The organism is Acutalibacter sp. 1XD8-33, assembly GCF_003612555.1.
Classification (GTDB): Bacteria; Bacillota; Clostridia; order Oscillospirales; family Acutalibacteraceae; genus Acutalibacter.
Genome location: NZ_RAZF01000019.1, coordinates 17,335 through 34,446 on the forward strand (window position 1 = coordinate 17,335; position 17,112 = coordinate 34,446).

At 58.8% G+C, this 17,112-nt stretch carries 11 protein-coding genes; 10 read left to right on the top strand and 1 reads right to left on the bottom strand.

All coding sequences use genetic code 11. The annotated features are described in order from the left end of the window. The first annotated feature begins 200 nt into the window (after positions 1 to 200). The 5 genes from lepA to spo0A all read left to right on the top strand — a co-directional run bounded on the left by lepA (position 201) and on the right by spo0A (position 7,593). A complete protein-coding gene (gene lepA, locus D7X94_RS12125; RefSeq protein WP_120427958.1) occupies positions 201 to 2,003 on the top strand; it encodes a translation elongation factor 4 in 1,803 nt (600 codons plus the stop codon). 27 nt (positions 2,004 to 2,030) lie between these two features. Beyond that, positions 2,031 to 3,062, top strand: coding sequence for a hypothetical protein (locus D7X94_RS12130; RefSeq protein ID WP_120427959.1), 1,032 nt, complete (start codon positions 2,031 to 2,033; stop codon positions 3,060 to 3,062). A gap of 16 nt (positions 3,063 to 3,078) precedes the next feature. Then, positions 3,079 to 4,203, top strand: a complete 1,125-nt coding sequence (hemW, locus tag D7X94_RS12135; RefSeq protein WP_120427960.1) for a radical SAM family heme chaperone HemW — start codon at positions 3,079 to 3,081, stop codon at positions 4,201 to 4,203. 574 nt (positions 4,204 to 4,777) lie between these two features. Next, positions 4,778 to 6,535, top strand: a complete 1,758-nt coding sequence (locus D7X94_RS12140; protein ID WP_120427961.1) for a glycoside hydrolase family 2 protein — start codon at positions 4,778 to 4,780, stop codon at positions 6,533 to 6,535. Between the two features lie 284 nt (positions 6,536 to 6,819). Beyond that, positions 6,820 to 7,593: a sporulation transcription factor Spo0A gene (gene spo0A, locus D7X94_RS12145; RefSeq protein ID WP_120427962.1), complete on the top strand. Its 774-nt coding sequence runs from the start codon at positions 6,820 to 6,822 to the stop codon at positions 7,591 to 7,593. A gap of 225 nt (positions 7,594 to 7,818) precedes the next feature. Here spo0A and D7X94_RS12150 read toward each other — a convergent pair whose 3' ends face one another. Continuing rightward, entirely contained in the window at positions 7,819 to 10,470 is a 2,652-nt protein-coding gene (locus D7X94_RS12150) for a cation-translocating P-type ATPase (protein WP_120427963.1), read from the bottom strand. Between the two features lie 696 nt (positions 10,471 to 11,166). Here D7X94_RS12150 and D7X94_RS12155 point away from each other — a divergent pair. From D7X94_RS12155 to D7X94_RS18805, 5 genes are all read left to right on the top strand, one after another. After that, positions 11,167 to 11,715 carry a phosphatase PAP2 family protein gene (locus D7X94_RS12155; protein ID WP_120427964.1) on the top strand — a complete coding sequence of 183 codons (549 nt, stop codon included), beginning with the start codon at positions 11,167 to 11,169 and terminating at the stop codon, positions 11,713 to 11,715. Between the two features lie 232 nt (positions 11,716 to 11,947). Further along, positions 11,948 to 13,321 (top strand): alpha-L-fucosidase, encoded by a 1,374-nt coding sequence (locus D7X94_RS12160; protein WP_120427965.1) that lies wholly within the window; start codon positions 11,948 to 11,950, stop codon positions 13,319 to 13,321. 146 nt (positions 13,322 to 13,467) lie between these two features. After that, positions 13,468 to 14,868 carry a glycine--tRNA ligase gene (locus tag D7X94_RS12165; protein ID WP_120427966.1) on the top strand — a complete coding sequence of 467 codons (1,401 nt, stop codon included), beginning with the start codon at positions 13,468 to 13,470 and terminating at the stop codon, positions 14,866 to 14,868. A gap of 36 nt (positions 14,869 to 14,904) precedes the next feature. Beyond that, positions 14,905 to 15,531 (top strand): hypothetical protein, encoded by a 627-nt coding sequence (locus tag D7X94_RS12170; RefSeq protein ID WP_120427967.1) that lies wholly within the window; start codon positions 14,905 to 14,907, stop codon positions 15,529 to 15,531. 57 nt (positions 15,532 to 15,588) lie between these two features. Beyond that, positions 15,589 to 16,899, top strand: a complete 1,311-nt coding sequence (locus D7X94_RS18805) for a hypothetical protein (RefSeq protein WP_199715107.1) — start codon at positions 15,589 to 15,591, stop codon at positions 16,897 to 16,899. Positions 16,900 to 17,112 lie beyond the last annotated feature (213 nt).

The window sequence follows — 17,112 nt, forward strand, 5'->3', positions numbered from 1 at the left end:
TTTGAAAAAGTTGACGAAACTTTTACTGGTTGCCTATCGAAATTCTTTCGCTAACTCCCTTTTTCGGACACTCTCAGGATTCCCATGCTCCCCCAAAGCCAAACCTGGTTGACAGTATCTCGGAAAAGCCTTATAATGAAACAGCCCCTTCTGGGGGCGGACGCTTCTCAGGCGGCAGTTCATTCCAAGGAGAATCACATATGGACAAATCGAAAATCCGCAATTTCTGCATCGTTGCCCACATCGACCATGGCAAGAGCACCCTGGCCGACCGTATTTTAGAGCAGACCAAGGCTGTGCCCCTGCGAGAAATGGAAAACCAGCTTCTGGACAATATGGACCTGGAGCGGGAACGGGGCATCACCATCAAGGCCCACGCGGTTACCTTGGTGTATACCGCCAAGGACGGACAGGACTATGTGTTCAACCTGATCGACACCCCGGGCCATGTGGACTTTAACTATGAGGTCTCTCGGTCCCTGGCCGCCTGCGAGGGGGCCGTGCTGGTGGTGGACGCCTCCCAGGGCATCGAGGCCCAGACCCTGGCCAACACCTACCTGGCTGTGGACGCGGGATTGGAAATTGTTCCTGTGGTGAACAAGATCGACCTGATCAGCGCGGATCCGGACCGGGCCTGCCACGAGATCGAGGACGTGATCGGCATCCCCGCCATGGACGCCCCCCGGATCTCCGCCAAAAACGGGATCAATATCGACGAGGTGATGGAGCGCATCGTCAGCGACATTCCCGCCCCGGAAGGGGACGAGTCTGCCCCTTTAAAGGCCCTGATCTTCGACTCTTACTACGACTCCTACCGGGGAGTCATTGTCTATGTCCGGGTGATGGACGGCGTCCTCTGCCCTGGGGATGTCATCCGCATGATGGCCACTGGGGGAGAGTTCCAGGTGGTGGAGTGCGGCTTTCTCCGGGCCACCTCTCTGGAGCCCGCTGACGCCCTCTGCGCCGGAGAGGTGGGCTACATCGCCGCCTCCATCAAGGAGGTGCGTCAGGCCCGGGTGGGAGACACCGTCACCCTGGCGGACCGGCCCGCAGGGGAGGCCCTGCCCGGCTACCGGGCAGTACAACCTATGGTGTTCTGCGGCATCTATCCTGCCGATGGCGCCCACTACACCGACCTGCGGGAGGCCCTGGAAAAGCTCCAGCTCAACGACGCGTCCCTCACCTTTGAGCCGGAGACCTCCGTGGCCCTGGGCTTTGGCTTCCGCTGTGGCTTTCTGGGCCTTTTGCATATGGAGATCATCCAGGAGCGGCTGGAGCGGGAGTACAATCTGGACTTGATCACCACCGCCCCCAGCGTGGTATATAAGATTCGAAAAACCAATGGCGAGGAAATCTCCATCGACAACCCCACCAACTACCCGGACCCCTCTATCATCCAGAGCGCGGAAGAGCCCATCACCAATTCCCACATTTACTCCCCCTCGGAGTACGTGGGCAACATCATGGAGCTCTGCCAGGAGCGCCGGGGGACCTTCATCGACATGAAGTACATCGACACCGACCGGGTGGACATCCACTATGAGTTGCCCCTCAACGAGATTATCTACGACTTCTTCGACGCCCTGAAGTCCCGTACCCGGGGTTACGCCTCCTTCGACTATGAGCTCCTGGGCTACCGCCCCTCTCAGCTGGTGAAGCTGGACATCCTCTTGAACGGCGAGACCGTGGACGCCCTCTCCTTCATCCTCCACGCGGAGAAGGCCTATCCCCGGGCCAGGAAGATGACGGAGAAGCTCAAGGACAAGATCCCCCGCCAGCTGTTCGAGGTGCCCATCCAGGCCTGTATCGGTGGAAAGATCATCGCCCGGGAGACGGTGAAAGCCCTGCGCAAAGATGTACTGGCCAAGTGCTACGGCGGCGACATCACCCGGAAGAAGAAACTGCTGGAAAAGCAGAAGGAGGGCAAGAAGCGCATGCGCCAGCTGGGCACCGTGGAGGTCCCTCAGGAGGCCTTCATGGCGGTGCTGAAGTTAGATGAATAACCGCTGTGTTGGGAAGGAGCCGCAAAAATGGAATATTCCAGCTTGGAACAGAGGATAGCCGGCGGATATCTTGCCATGCTGCCTGAATTTGTCCCCTTGGAGCAGGGGAAAGCCAGTACTGGGGAGCAGCGGGAGTTTTACGGCCTGATGAAAACTCTCTATCAGCTTTTGTTGGACGATCCGGGCTTGCTGATCCCCACCCTCCATGAGGACGACGCTTACCCCACCCGTTACAAAAAAGCCTATGGGAAGCCCCAGTTGGACACAGCTGTGCTGAAAGCGGAAAGGGCCGTCAAGACTCTCCTGAATACCATGTTCCTGATGGGCCGAGGTCAGGAGGTAAAGAGGAACAAGCGAATCCGAAACATCTTCTCTCGGTTGGGTGTGGAAGAGGGAGGCAGGCTTCCTGCCGGATGGACCTGGATGGCCTCTCGTCCCGGCGCGGACTCGGTGGCCTTTGCCTACTGCTTGTTTGATAGAAATCATGTGTATGCCAGAGATATTTACGCCCCGCTGCTGGGCGAGGAGCCCTTCCGTCGGCTAGAGCAATGGATGCTCTCTCAAGGCTACCGGGCCTATGACATATATAAAACAGAATGGGCAGACTACCGGCTCTCCCTGAGCTATGCGAATCCGGCTTGGGGCCAGGAACCACCCAGCGCCGGCAATGAATATAAAATCCGGCACACCGGCATTTCGGTGGAATATGACGCGTATACGGCCAGCCCGGTATCCCTGGGCCTTTGCATTCCCTATGGGATGAAGCCTTTTTTGGAGCGTTTCGCCCAGATGAGCCCAAAGGTACAGGAGCTGGTACTGGAGCGCACCAAACGTTGCGATGGCTGTCGGTACTGCGTCCAGACAGATAAGACAGGGATCCGGCCTCTGGCCTGTGTTCCCGTGGAACATCAGGGCGCGGCGCACAAACTCTGCCCCTATTTTCCTGGATATGCCTACCGCTGGACAAGCCTTTCCAACGGCCTTGTGGGCCAGATGACTGCCTTTTTAGACTTTATGGACGGCTTTGCACAAGAAATTGGGTCAGAAAAAACGAATTGACCGCGAAAGGATTTTTATGAACCGGCATCCTCTTGGCCTCTATCTCCATGTGCCCTTCTGCGCGGGCAAATGCCCCTACTGCGACTTTTATTCTCTGCCGCCAACTCCGGAGCTTATGGACCGGTATCAAAAGCGGATGGAGGAGCTGCTGCTTTTATGGGGCCGCCGCCTGGGCAGGGCAGTGTCCACGGTCTATTTTGGCGGCGGCACGCCCAGCCTTTTGGGGGCCGAAAGGCTCTCCCGGCTGTTGGAAGCCGTGGCCAAGGGATTCGGCCTCCTCCCGGGGGCGGAGATTACCTGCGAGGTGAATCCGGGCAGCGTGGATCGGAGGTTTTGGGGGGAGCTGTGGGCAGGCGGCTTCAACAGGATCTCCCTGGGAATGCAGTCCGCCTTGCCGGAGGAGCTTCAGCTGCTGGGCCGCCGCCACACGCCGGAGGATACGGCCCGGGCGGTGGAATGGGCCCGGGCGGCGAGTTTTGGAAATCTCTCCCTGGACCTGATGCTGGCCCTGCCCGGAAGCAGTCCGGAGACGCTGGGCCGCTCCATCGCTTTTGCCGCCGGATTGGAGCCGGAGCATATCTCCGCCTATCTATTAAAGATCGAGCCGGGAACCCCCTTTGCCCGCCGGTCGCTGGCCCTGCCTGACGAGGACCGGGCGGCGGAGCAGTACCTGTTCGCCGTGGCGGAGCTGGAAGGGCGGGGCTACCCCCAGTATGAGATCAGCAATTTCGCCCGCCTGGGCCGGGAGAGCCGCCATAATCTTTTTTATTGGCTGCGGGAGGACTACCTGGGCCTGGGGCCCGGGGCCCATTCCTTTTATGGGGGGCGGCGCTTTTTCTGGCCCCGGGACCTGGAGGGCTTTCTCCGGGGAGGGGGGCCCCAGCCAGAGGGAGAGCCGCTCTCTTCGAAAGAGGCTCTAGAGGAGTTCGCCATGCTCCGCCTGCGCCTTTGTCAGGGCTTGACTCTGGAGGACTGCCGGAAACTGGGTCCGGAAGGCGAATCCCTGTTCCGGCGGCTCTCCGCCAACGCCCGCCGCTGCCCGGGTTCCTGCTTTCGGGAAAACAGCTTCCGGCGGGTTGCCCTCTCCCCGGAGGGCTTTCTGGTGAGCAACGCCCTGCTGGCACGGCTGCTGGATGAATAGAGAACCGCGCGCCGGAAACGCTTCTTGGATAGGGAGCGCTCCCGGCGCTTTTTGCGTGTTGATGGCCTCTGGCAAGGTCGTGAGACGTTGCTAAGGCACACCCTACCACCTTTTGAACTTTACCCTGGTTAGTTGTGAATGCTACAGTTAACAACATCGACTGGTCCAGCTGGTCTTAAGCTGGCGCGGGTTTGGGGTGAACGTCTGCCAGTGGCACACATGCCGCGAACTGACCGAACCGGCAGGCGAGACTCGCGCAGCCCCAAGGTCTTGCCGGAATGCGCTAGAGGTTCGCTTTGCACTCAGCTTGGCGGAGTTTTCGCCGCACTTTTGCGTAGCAAAAGACAGCCGTTCCACGGCTGGGGCGGAAACTCATGACACACCGCGAAACTCAGCTCGCGCCTTGCACTTACTTGGCGCGGTGTGCCGGAGGCCAAAACATCGTCGAAAAAGATACGACCCAGCCCCTCCCCTTTTCAAATCCCCTCTTGACTATTCCTTTCAAACTTGGTATAGTTAGCAACAAGAAAGAGCTGAAAAGAAATTTCAGCCAATAGAAAGGAATGAGATTGCCATGTCAGGCCCCATTCGTAACGAATACCCCCGCCCGGACCGGGTCCGGGAATCCTGGCTCACCCTGAACGGCCAGTGGGATTTCTCCTTCGACCCCCAAAACCAGGGGGTCCGCCAGAAATGGTATCAGCCCGGCTCCTCCCTGGGGGGCGATCCCCTGAAGATCGAGGTGCCCTTCCCCTACCAGAGCCAGCTCTCCGGCATCAACAGCCAGAAGCATGTGGACGTGGTCTGGTACAGAAGGAGCTTCCTCGTGCCGGAGAGCATGGGAGACAGGCGGCTGCTCCACTTCGGCGCGGCGGACTACAAGGCCCAGGTCTGGCTGGACGGCCAGCTGCTGGGGGAGCATGAGGGCGGCTACTCCGACTTCACCTTTGACGTTACCCATCTCACCCGGCCCGGCGAAGAGCATATCCTCGCCGTGCGCTGTGAGGACCGCCTGGACTTCGACCAACCCCGGGGGAAGCAGAGCTACCGGCCTGAGCCCTTTGCCTGCTGGTATACCCCCGTCACCGGACTGTGGCAGAGTGTGTGGCTGGAGGGTGTGGGAGAGTTTTACCCAGAGGACTTCCGTCTGACCCCGGATGTGGAGCATAACGCCGTCAAGGTGGAGGTCAGCCTGAACGAGCTGCCCCAGGTCCCCTGCTCCCTGCGCCTCACCGCCTCCTTTGAGGGGAAAACCGTGGCCCGGCAGGAGGTCTCCCTCACCACGAACCGCTTTCTCCAGACTACCCTCTATCTGTGCCACGACGGGGAGATCAACGGCGCCCACCTGTGGTATCCCGGCAGCCCCAGCCTCTACGACCTGACCATCGAGACCCTGGCGGACGGCCGCGTGCAGGACCGGGTGGACACCTATTTCGGCCTGCGGGAGATCCACGCCTGCGGGGACAAAATCCTCCTCAATGGCAGCACCCTCTACCAGCGGCTGATCCTGGACCAGGGCTACTGGCCGGACGGCCTGCTCACCGCTCCCAGCGAAGAGGCTCTGAAAAAGGATGTGGAGCTCACCCTGAGCCTGGGGTATAATGGGGCCCGGAAGCACCAGAAATTCGAGGACCCCATCTACCTGTACTGGGCGGATAAGCTGGGCCTCCTGGTGTGGAGCGAGCTGCCCAGCGCCTACTGGCTGCGGGACAGCCAGAAGCGCAACATGATCCGGGACCTCTCCCAGGCCATCCGCAGGGATTATAACCATCCCTGTATCATCGTGTGGACCCCGTTGAACGAGTCCTGGGGTGTTCCGGCGATTCAGAGCCACAGGGAGGCCCAGCAGCTGAACGACTGCCTCTACCACCTGGTCCACTGCCTGGACGGCACCCGGCTGGTTTCCGGCAATGACGGCTGGGAACAGGCGGAGACGGATATTGTCACAGTCCACGACTACTCCGCCTGGCCGGAGGACCTGAAAGGGTACGACAGCGAGGACAGCGTGCTGAACGGTGCTCCCAGCGGCAGGCTGATTACCGCCCAGAGCTACGGCAACTGGGGCAAACCCAAGATTTTCAGCGAATTCGGCGGGATTGCCATGGCAAAGGACGAGGGCGGCGGCAACTGGGGCTATAACGGCGCAGTAAAGGACGAGGCCGCCCTGCTGGAGCGTTTTGGAGCCATTACCGAGGCCGCGGGCAAGCTGCCCGGTTTCTGCGGCTACTGCTATACCCAGCTGACAGACGTATTCCAAGAGGTAAACGGCCTTTTGGACATGGAACGTCGGCCAAAGGCGAAAATTGACGAGTTTAAGCGCCGCAATCATTGAATGAGATAAATAAAAGCCTCCGGAAACGGGGGCTTTTTGTGTGCGAATTTGCCCAATGTATCATGCCATAATTCAACGAGGGCAAAATTTTCCCATGTGATGATAATTAGTTTATCGCATAAGAACTTGCGAAGAAAGAACGATTCAACTGAATTCAACCCGCCTCGACTAAGTTCGACATCGTATAAATATATTTTTCTTCGGCTTTTCTCCGGAAACTCTTGCGGGAAAACCTAATTTATGGTAAGATTTATTCACATTCCAATAGCAAAGGAGGATTCTGATTGGATAAGCAAATAAAGGTGCTGATTGGTTCGGAAGAGGGCGAATGGGCAGGCCTGCCCATGGAACATTTTGCTCAAAAGGGGCTCTCTCCCCTGTTTGCCCCCCGAAACGGAGCAGAGCTTCTGAAACGCATTCGGGAGGAACGTCCAAACGTAGTAGTAATGGAGCTTTTCATGACAGAGATGGACGCCTTAGGCGTAATGCACGGGGTATTCCAGGATGAGGGCCTGGAAAATCCGGTGTTTATCGTCACGGCCTCGTACCTTACGCCTGCGCTGGAACGGGAGATTCTAACGGGAGGAGCGTCCTATTTTGCGCTGATGCCTTATGACAAACTGGAAATGGTAGAGCGGATTGCAGCCCTGAACTCTACCAGGGGGAAGCACTTCGATTCGGAGCCCATTGACCCGCAGATGCGGGTGCAGGTTACGGAAATCCTGCACCAGATTGGCGTGCCAGCCCATATCAAGGGCTATCACTATCTGCGGGATTCCATCATCATGGCCATTGAGGACCCGGAGATCATCAACGCGGTTACCAAGCAGCTGTATCCCAATGTGGCGAAACGCTACAACACCACCAGCTCCCGTGTGGAGCGAGCCATCCGCCACGCCATTGAAGTGGCATGGGACCGGGGCGATGTGGAGGTTTTAAACTCCTACTTCGGCTACACGATACATAACACACGGGGAAAACCTACCAACAGCGAGTTCATTGCCATGATTTCCGACAAGCTGTGCCTGGTTGGAGCCAGAGGCCGCCACTTGGCATAGGCTTGCCGCGCTTTCCGACTAATGCCGCCCGTGTCCAGTTTGTCAAACACATTATATCATGTGGAAATTGGAAATCCTGTCGAAATATAGGGGCTTACCGCATATTTTTGAAAATTTTTGCGGATTGAGGCAGGATTTGCCAGAACAAGGGCTTTCCCGGAGAATTCTCCCGGGAAAGCTCGTTTTTTGCCGCGCCTTATTTATGGAATACAGAAAGAAGGACCCTCAGCGGGTCCTTTCCTTCTTGCCGGCACTTTTCTTTGGGGGCAGCGCCTTACCCAAGAGCTTTTCACCCTCCACCGCCGCCAGAGGGAACAGGGACAACCCCGCGACCATCAGCCACTGAACCGGGCTCAGGGCGGCCGTTTTAAACAAGGCGGAAAGGGGCGGAAAGATGATGACGCTTACCATGAGGAAGGCGCAGGCCAAGCAGGCCAGGTTCAGCTTTTTGTTGGTGAACAGCCCCAGCTCCAGCACAGAGTCCTGGGAGCGCATATTGTAGCTGTGCACCAGCTGGGAAAGGCTCAGCACCCCAAAGGCCATGGTGCGGCCAATCACCGGGTCGGCGGGATTGGGATCAAACCAGATTCGGCCGGCGCTGTAGGCCAGCAGGGCCAGCGCCCCCACAAGGCAGCCTTCGAGAGCTACGGAGAGGCCCATGCCCCCTGAAAAAATGCTCTCGTCCCGGCGGTGGGGGGGCTCCTCCATCACGTTCCGGGGGATGGGTTCCGCGCCCAGGGCTAAAGCAGGCAGGGAATCTGTTACCAAGTTGACCCACAAAAGCTGGATGGCCAAAAGCGGCGCGGGAGCCCGCAGCAGAAAGGCCGCAAACACCACCAGAATCTCCCCAATATTGCAGGACAGCAGGAAGTGAACAGTTTTTCGGATGTTGCCATAGATTCCCCGGCCCTCCCGGACAGCGGCCACGATGGTGGAGAAATTGTCGTCTGTGAGCACCATGTCCGCCGCGGATTTAGCCACTTCGGTACCGTTTTTTCCCATGGCGCAGCCGATATCGGCCGCTTTCAGGGCCGGGGCGTCGTTCACCCCGTCCCCGGTCATAGCTACGGTAAGCCCCCGGCGCTGATAGGCCTTTACCAACCGGACCTTGTGTTCTGGGGAAACCCGGGCGAATACCCGGCAGTCCAGAAGGCGCTGGGCCAATTCGTTGTCGGAAAGCCGGTCCAGCTGGGCGCCGGTGAGGGCCTGATGGTTCTCCCCGGCAATGCCCACTCTTCTGGCAACCGCCAGGGCTGTGGCCGCGTGGTCCCCGGTAATCATCACCGGGATGATCCCCGCCCGCCTGCACTCCAGCACGGCGGCCCGGACCCCCTTCCGGGGAGGATCCTCCATGCCGATAAGCCCACAGAACACCAGCTCATTCTCGATCTGGCTGTCGTCGCCGGGAAGGTGGTCTACATCTTTATAGGCTACCGCCAGAACCCGCAGAGCCCGTTCCGCTAGAGCGGCGTTGTCCGAGAGTAGCTTGGCCTTGGCGCTGCCACTGAGCACACCCTCGCTTCTGCCCCGCAGCTGCCGGGAACACCGGGCGATGAGCACATCCGGGGCCCCTTTCGAGATAATCCGATAGCCGTTTCCGGCCTTGTGGACAGTGGTCATCAGCTTTCTGGCCGAGGTGAAGGGAATCTCCCCCACCCGGGGCCAGGAGGCCTCCAGGCTGGCCTTGGGCGTGCGGCAGGCCCGGAGGAAGGCCGCTTCCGTGGGATCGCCGGCGATGCCCCCTTTCTCAGCCTCGCAGTTGTTGCACAAAGAAGCCAGCTCCAAGCAGAATTGGGCGGTGGTTCCCTCTGTAGGCTCACTGCCAAAAGCCCCGGAAAAAGCCACGACCGTCATCTTGTTTTGGGTGAGGGTGCCGGTTTTGTCAGAGCAGATCACCTGGGTGCTGCCCAGCGTCTCCACCGCCGGCATATGGCGCACAATGGCCTTCTTCTGGGCCATCCGCTTTACCCCCATGGCCAGGACAATGGTGACCACGGCGGTAAGCCCTTCAGGAATAGCGGCTACGCCCAGACTGATGGCAATCATAAACATTTCCAGAGGCTCCACCTTTTGCAGCAGGCCCATGGCGAAAATCAGCCCGCAGATGGCGGCTACGCCCAGACCCAACACCTTGCCGGTTTGTTTCAGACGATTTTGCAAGGGGGTTTCCGGAGAGCTTTCCTGGTCCAGCAGCCCGGCAATTTTGCCCATGGCGGTGTCCATGCCTGTAGCGGCGGCAATTCCTACCCCCGCCCCGGCAGAAATCCCCGTGCCGGCAAAGACCGTGTTCCTTCTCTCCGCCAGGGGAGCGTTCTTTTGGCAGACAGCGCCCGCCTCCTTCTCCACCGGAAGGGATTCCCCGGTCAGGGCGGACTCCTCGGCGGTTAGTTCCACTGTGCGGAGAAGGCGCAGGTCCGCAGGGACCAGGTCCCCGGCCTTGAGGATGACCACATCCCCGGGAACCAGCTGCCAGCTTTCAACCGTCTGCTTTTTACCCTCCCGCAGTACCCGGGCCTTGGGAGAGGACAGCTTCTTCAGCGCGTCAATGGCTTTATCCGCCCGTAGCTCCTGGACGGTCCCGATTACCGCGTTGCACACGACAATCGCCAGGATGATGATGGAATCCACGTATTCCCGGTCCCCACGCATGGCGGAAACCCAGAAGGAGATTCCCGCGCAGGCCAAAAGGATGAGGGTCATAAAGTCCTTGAACTGGCCCAAAAACCGGACCAACAGATTCTGTCGCCGGGCCGGACGGATTTGATTTTTTCCATATTTCTCCAGCCTTCGGGCGGCTTCAGCAGAAGAAAGCCCCCGCTTCGGGTCTGTGCCCAACTGTTCGGCGGCTTGTTGGCAAGTGGCGTGATGGAGCTCCATGGCATATCCCCCTCGAAATCTACTCTGGAATATATATTCGCCGAAAGGAGAAATTAGTAGTGGAAAAATCCGGCGGGAGCTGGTATAATAAAAGATATAATTTCTAAGAGTATGTGTTGGCCTCCGGCAGCCAGGGTTTCACCCTGGACTGGACCAAACTTTTTGAAAAAAGTTTGGATTAAAAACTTTTAACCGGGCTGGCTGGGTGCATAAAGGTTGACCAGGGTAAAATTTTGGTCGAGCTTTTTCAAAAGCTCGCTGGGTGTGGGACGGAGTCCCACGACCTTGCCGTAGTACGCGACCTGTGTGGCCTCCGCCGCCACGGATCGGCGGTTCCGGCAGGTGAGACTCCCTGTCCCGACCGCAGAGCAAGCGGGACAATCTCTTGGGCGCGAGAAAAGCCAGCTGAGCGCACGGGGAACCGGCTATAACGCCCGTCCGGCCTTGTGCTCCGCAATCAACCGGTGCGCGCACTCACGCGCCCATATAAAATTAAGAACCTGTATTCAAAACCTGCAATCACCGTCTGAGCGGCTTTTTTCGGGTTGCTCCGCGTTAAATTTGCTTGCCATACGGCAAGGATGCCTTCACAAATTTGCCTTGAGTAGCCCCAAAAATTCAGAGCTCAAGAGCTCTTGCTCATCCGGCAACTTCGGTTATGAATACAGGTTCTAAATTCCGGAAAGGAGTGAGCGTATGGAAGGAGTCAATCCTTTTGACGGGGCTGTTATGAGCTGGGTTCAAGAGACCTGCCACAACCCCTTCTTCGACTGGCTTTTCCCCACGATTACTTATCTTGGGGAAGGAGGGGCGTTCTGGATTGCCCTGGGGGTGCTGCTGGTGATTTTCGGCAGAAAGGGCGGGTGGCGCGTAAGCGGAATCCTGCTGCTGTGCGCCATGCTCCTGGGGCTGCTTATGGGGGAACTGGCCCTAAAAAATCTGGTGTGCCGTCCCCGGCCTTTTCAGGATTTTCCAGGATACACCCAGTTGCTCATTCCGCCGCCTTCGGGCTTTTCCTTCCCCTCAGGGCACAGCTGCTCGTCTTTTGCCGCCGCCACGGTGGTTTTCGCCCGGGACAAGCGCTGGGGAGCGGGAGCTTATATTCTGGCGACGCTGATTGCTTTCTCCCGGGTGTTTCTCTTTGTACACTATCCCACAGACGTGCTGTGCGGGGCGGCCCTGGGTATGTTGTGCGGGTTGGCGGCAGAGAGAGGCTTTGCGTTTCTCTGCCGGGAGAAGGCCTGAACGGATCGCGGGTGCTTTGCTGCCGGGAGGGCCGAGCTTTCCGCGCGCTGCGCAAACCCAGGCACAGGGAAATGGTTCTTCCGGCGGGATGGCCTTGGGAGGGAACGTCTTTTGGGGGACGTTCCCCTTTTGCTTAGGGCGTGTTCACATAAAGCTAACGCGCACGTCCTTAGATGCGAAACGCGGCGCCATAGAGAATGCGTTTACGATACCAATTTGGGGAGGCAATAGCATGGAGCTCGAAATTTTAAGGAATAACTGGACCACCACAAACAACGGAGTCCCTCTGGGCGGCGAGGAGGTGGAGAGGCTTTTGGCTGTGCGGCCCAGCCCCGCGCAGCTGCGGCAGGCCGCGCGGCCTTTCTACTGCTTCCTGCATTTCGGCATGAATACCGCCACCAATCGGGAATGGGGGCAGGGCGAGGAGGTTCCGATGGACTTTACCGTCATGAATCCCGATTCGGCCCAATGGGCGGAGACCGTGAAAGCCTCTGGGGCCACAGGGATTATCCTAACCTGTAAGCATCATGACGGCTTCTGTCTGTGGAATACCGCCGCCACGGACTTTTCTGTGGCGCGCAGCCCTTTTGGTGGAGATATCGTGGCCATGACCGCGGCGGCCTGCCGGAAAGCCGGGCTGGATTTCGGGGTATACCTCTCCCCCTGGGACATGCACGAACCCAGCTATGCCACGCCCCGGTATAACGATTTCTTCTGCGCGCAGCTTCGGGAGCTGCTCACAAACTACGGCCCCATTTTTGAGGTGTGGTTTGATGGGGCGAAAGGGGAGGAGGCCGCAGATTTTGCTTATGACTGGCAGCGGTATTACGCATTGGTGCGGGAACTGCAGCCGGAGGCCAATATCGCCGTCTGCGGGCCGGACATCCGCTGGGTGGGCAATGAGGCGGGAAAAACCCGCCGCTCTGAGTTTTCGGTGGTCCCCCACGTTTTGACCCTGGCTGAGACGGTGGAGAGGCATTCCCAGCACAGCGAGGTCCAGCAGATGCGGCGACTCCAATCATCGGACGAGGATCTGGGGTCCCGGGCGGTTTTGGCCCGGCACGAGGCTTTGTGCTGGTATCCCGCCGAGGTGGACGTGTCCATTCGGCCCGGGTGGTTCCATCACCCGGAGGAGGACAGCGCGGTGAAAAGCGCCGGAGAGCTTTTCCAGATCTACCTGGATTCTGTGGGCAACAACTGCACCCTTTTGCTGAACGTCCCACCGGCTGCCGACGGGAGAATTCCACCGGCAGATCAGGCGGCGCTGGCTGGTTTGGGTAAGAGGATCCAGGCCATGACGGTGGACCCCATTGCCGTTGCCGCCCCAGGGGAGATGCGGCAGGGCTGGCTGGAGCTGGACTTCGGCGGAGAGCGGGCTCCGGCCTGCTGCATACTGGAAGAGGACATCGCCAAAAGCCAGCGGGTGGAGCGCTTCGACCTTTACCTGAGGCTTCCCGACGGCGGGCTGAGCCTGTCCCGCTCGGGGACGGTGATCGGCAGCAGGAAGATCCTCTCTCTCACAGGGGAAGCGGCCGTGGGCGCGGTGCTGGTGATACGGCAGTCCCGGGGCGCGCCCCAAATAAAACGGATGGGGATTTACGCATAGGATGGATAGGGGAAAGCGGCCGTGGAAAGGCCGGAAAGCGCAGGGGAAAAGCGGATGGAAACACAAAACCGCACGTTTTTCTTGCAAATCCCCGCGGGATTTGGTAAAATGTCAGTATGTAAAAGCATAGAAAGGACGTATGGAACATGCAGCACAGCGAAAAGACAATGGATATGATTACCGGCCTATGCAAGACCCGGGGATTTATCTTCCCGGGCAGCGACATATATGGGGGTCTTGCCAACACTTGGGACTATGGCCCTCTGGGCGCGAGGCTGAAAAACAATGTGAAGGATACCTGGCGCAAGCGCTTCATTCAAGAGCGCCGCAACTCCTTCGAGGTGGACGCGGACATTCTGATGCACCCCAGGGTATGGGAGGCCAGCGGCCATGTGCAGAGCTTTTCTGACCCTCTTCTGGACTGCAAAGAGTGTAAGATGCGCCACCGGGCGGACAATCTGATTGACGCCTTTGACCCCGAGGCCCACGCCGACGGCATGACGAAAGAGGAGATGTTCCAGTATATCAAGGATCACAGCATCCCCTGCCCCAACTGCGGCAAGCACAATTTTACCGATATCCGGGAGTTCAACTTGATGTTCCAGACCTTTCGGGGCGTCACCAACGATAACAAGTCGGTGATCTACCTGCGGCCGGAAAACGCCCAGGGCGAGTATGTGAATTTTTTGAACGTCCAGCGCGCGATGCGGGCCAAGCTACCCTTCTCCATCGGGCAGATCGGCAAGGCCTTCCGCAACGAGATCACCCCCGGCAACTTCACCTTCCGCACCATTGAGTTTGAGCAAATGGAGTTTCAGACCTTCTGCAAGGCGGGCAGCGACGAGGAGCTCTATGAGTATTTTAAAAACTACGGTATGAAGTATTATCAGGATCTGGGCCTGCCCGCCGAAAAGCTCCGTTTCCATGACCATGAGAAACTGGCCCACTACGCCAAGGCCGCCTGTGATATTGAGTACCTGTTCCCCTTCGGCTGGGGGGAGATCAACGGCACCCACAACCGCACAGACTTTGACCTCACCCGCCACCAGGAGTACAGTGGCCAGAAGATGGACTATCTGGACCCGGAAACCAACGAGAAATTTATCCCCTATATCATTGAATCCACCTATGGCCTGGACCGCACGGTGCTGGCCCTGCTCTGCGAGGCATACGATGTGGAGATGCTGGACGAGGCGAAAAACGACAGCCGGGTGGTACTGCGGCTGAGCCCGGCCATCGCCCCCTACAAGGCGGCGGTGCTGCCTTTGTCCAAGAAGCTGAGCCCCAAGGCTCTGGAGGTGTACGATGCCCTCTCCGGCCATGTGATGGCTGATTTCGATGAGACCGGTTCCATTGGCAAACGTTACCGCCGTCAGGATGAGATCGGCACGCCGCTGTGCGTTACCGTGGACTTTGAAACCGTGGGCGACAGCGAGAGGCCTGCCGACAACTGCGTCACCGTGCGGGAGCGGGACAGCATGGCCCAGGAGCGGGTGCCTATTGAGGGCCTGGAGCGGTATGTCCGGGAGAAAATCGGCGAGTTCTGATATTCCGGTTCGAACCCTTTGAGGGAGGCGTTTGTGATGAAAAAATTATTTTTTGTTCTGTTGGCGTTCTGCTTGCTGGCGGGCCTTGCGGCCTGCGGAAAACCCGCCGCCTCCGGCCTTTTAAGCGATGAGGAGATCGCCCGTTATGAGAGCTGCTATCTTCAGGAAATCAACCAGGCCATTCAGAAACTGGGACTGAAGGAGGTAGAGCGAGACAAGAGCCTGCGCGGCGCGCTCTCGATTCACACGCCCAGAAAGGCGGCCGGGATTTCTTTCCAGCAGGAATTGCTGGTCTCTACCGGAAATGTCAACGGGCTGTATGGCGTCATGCTTGCCGTGGATTCTCTGGAGGAAGGGGACGCGGTGAAAGCCCTTTCAGAATTGTATACCCAGGCCGTGGAGAAGTACGGAGACCCCAGCACCTATCCGGGTCTGGGAAACAGGCTTTCGGAAGCCTTGGAGTCCATAGAGAAGAACGGGCTGCAAGGAGAGCGCTATGCGGAAACCTGGGCTGTGGGGGGCATGACCGACTTCACCCTGGAGATTTCCCCTAGAGAGCGAGGAGCCGCACTGACAGCGTCCTATCAGGTGCAGACAATTGTGCAGGGGAAGCCGCTCTCTGAAGAGGAGCTGAAAGAGAGGGTTGCCGCAAACCAAAAATAGGCGGAGAAAAGGACCCGGACCTGAATACCGGATATATTCGTTGAACGGGAGGCTGTTATGAAGAAAAAGCACATTTTATTAACCCTATTCACCATAGCTCTGGCCTTGCTGATCTGCGTTCCAGCCGTGGCTGACGAAGGGGACGGCTTTGGCTCGTCCTTTGCGGATGTGGAGCCCAGTGGCGATGGGGAGGGGGACCCCACGTCCCCGCCGGAGGACCCCACCCCGCCGCCCAGTGACGCCCCCACACCTCCGCCTACAGACGAGCCCACACCTCCTCCCACGGACGAGCCCACACCTCCTCCCACGGACGAGCCCACATCCACGCCGCCGCCCACGGACGAACCTACACCCCCGCCCACAGATGAGCCCACACCCGGTCCAGACGATGAAACCCCTACCCCAGAGCCTACGGACGAACCCAGCGGTTCTGAGCCTGAGGGTGGAAACGCGGGCGGTTATCAGGAGCCCAGCGACCCTTCTCCCACTTCCCGGCCCCCAGGAGGCGGTACGGGGGGAACCATCCGCCAGCCGCTTTTTCCCAGAACCCAGGTTACCCCAAGACCCAGCGGCAGCCCGGATCAGGAAGAGCCGGCGGACACAGGTCCCCGGTATATCACGTTTGCCAAGCTGACCCAGAAGAACAATTCTATGTCCGTGGTGCTGTTCTATAGCGGCAGCGCCTGTGTTGGCACGGGCGTTTTGGGACTGCTGGTGCTGACGGTGTTCATTATCCGGGGCAGAAGGAGCGACGAGCGGGAGGAAATCTTCCAGGAGATCCAGCAGGCGGAAACCCGGCGCCCAGTTCGGCCCAGACCCCAGGCGGTTTATGGAAATGCCGGGGAGAGTCCCCAAGAGTATGAGGGCGAGGACTATGGCCGTTACGCGGAGGGATATGAAAGCGGCCTCCAGCCCTCCCTTCACCGGCCGGAACCAGAGGAGCTTGCCGTGCCTGTGAATGGAAGCCTGTATACTGAGGAGTTCCAGCTGCCCCAGGCTATGCCTGTTCAGCAGGCTGGGGCCGGGGCCTCTCCAGAGCCGGTTGCCCCTGTTCCAGCCTCCATGTATACAGAGGAGTTTCAGCCTCTGCCAGTTGCCCCCGCGCCTAGGGGCGAAGCCCAGCCCTCTGCTGTGTCCGGCCGGGTTTCCCTGTACACGGAGGAGTTCTCCCTGCCGGAGGAGATGGCCCAGCCTCCCGTAGTCTCTAGGCCGGCGCGGAATACGCCGCCACCGCAGAATTTCCAGCAGGGGGCATATCGCGCGGCTGCGCCCCAGCGCCGCCCAGCTTCCCCGCCTGCGAAACAGCCGGAGAACTTTGATACCCAGGAACTGCTTCGAGAAATCCTCCACGGTGACGGCAAAAACTAAGAAGCTGTACCGATAGGATTTGTGTTATAGTAAACACACTTGAAAATCGGTATATACCGATTTTCAAGCTAGGCGGCACAGCAGTTGCTACGCCGCCTGGTTCAAAAGAGATATACCTCTTTTGAACTGCCTTAACTATACGATTTTCGGGCAAATACAGTTGGGAGCAGCAATCTGGCGGTTGGCAAGTTTTCACAACACTGCTTCCCGGCT

Coding starts and splice junctions, on each gene's coding strand:
- lepA (WP_120427958.1), top strand. CDS start 201: ATGGACAAATCGAAAATCCGCAATTTCTGCATCGTTGCCCACATCGAC.
- D7X94_RS12130 (WP_120427959.1), top strand. CDS start 2,031: ATGGAATATTCCAGCTTGGAACAGAGGATAGCCGGCGGATATCTTGCC.
- hemW (WP_120427960.1), top strand. CDS start 3,079: ATGAACCGGCATCCTCTTGGCCTCTATCTCCATGTGCCCTTCTGCGCG.
- D7X94_RS12140 (WP_120427961.1), top strand. CDS start 4,778: ATGTCAGGCCCCATTCGTAACGAATACCCCCGCCCGGACCGGGTCCGG.
- D7X94_RS12150 (WP_120427963.1), bottom strand. CDS start 10,470: ATGGAGCTCCATCACGCCACTTGCCAACAAGCCGCCGAACAGTTGGGC.
- D7X94_RS12155 (WP_120427964.1), top strand. CDS start 11,167: ATGGAAGGAGTCAATCCTTTTGACGGGGCTGTTATGAGCTGGGTTCAA.
- D7X94_RS12160 (WP_120427965.1), top strand. CDS start 11,948: ATGGAGCTCGAAATTTTAAGGAATAACTGGACCACCACAAACAACGGA.
- D7X94_RS12165 (WP_120427966.1), top strand. CDS start 13,468: ATGCAGCACAGCGAAAAGACAATGGATATGATTACCGGCCTATGCAAG.
- D7X94_RS12170 (WP_120427967.1), top strand. CDS start 14,905: ATGAAAAAATTATTTTTTGTTCTGTTGGCGTTCTGCTTGCTGGCGGGC.
- D7X94_RS18805 (WP_199715107.1), top strand. CDS start 15,589: ATGAAGAAAAAGCACATTTTATTAACCCTATTCACCATAGCTCTGGCC.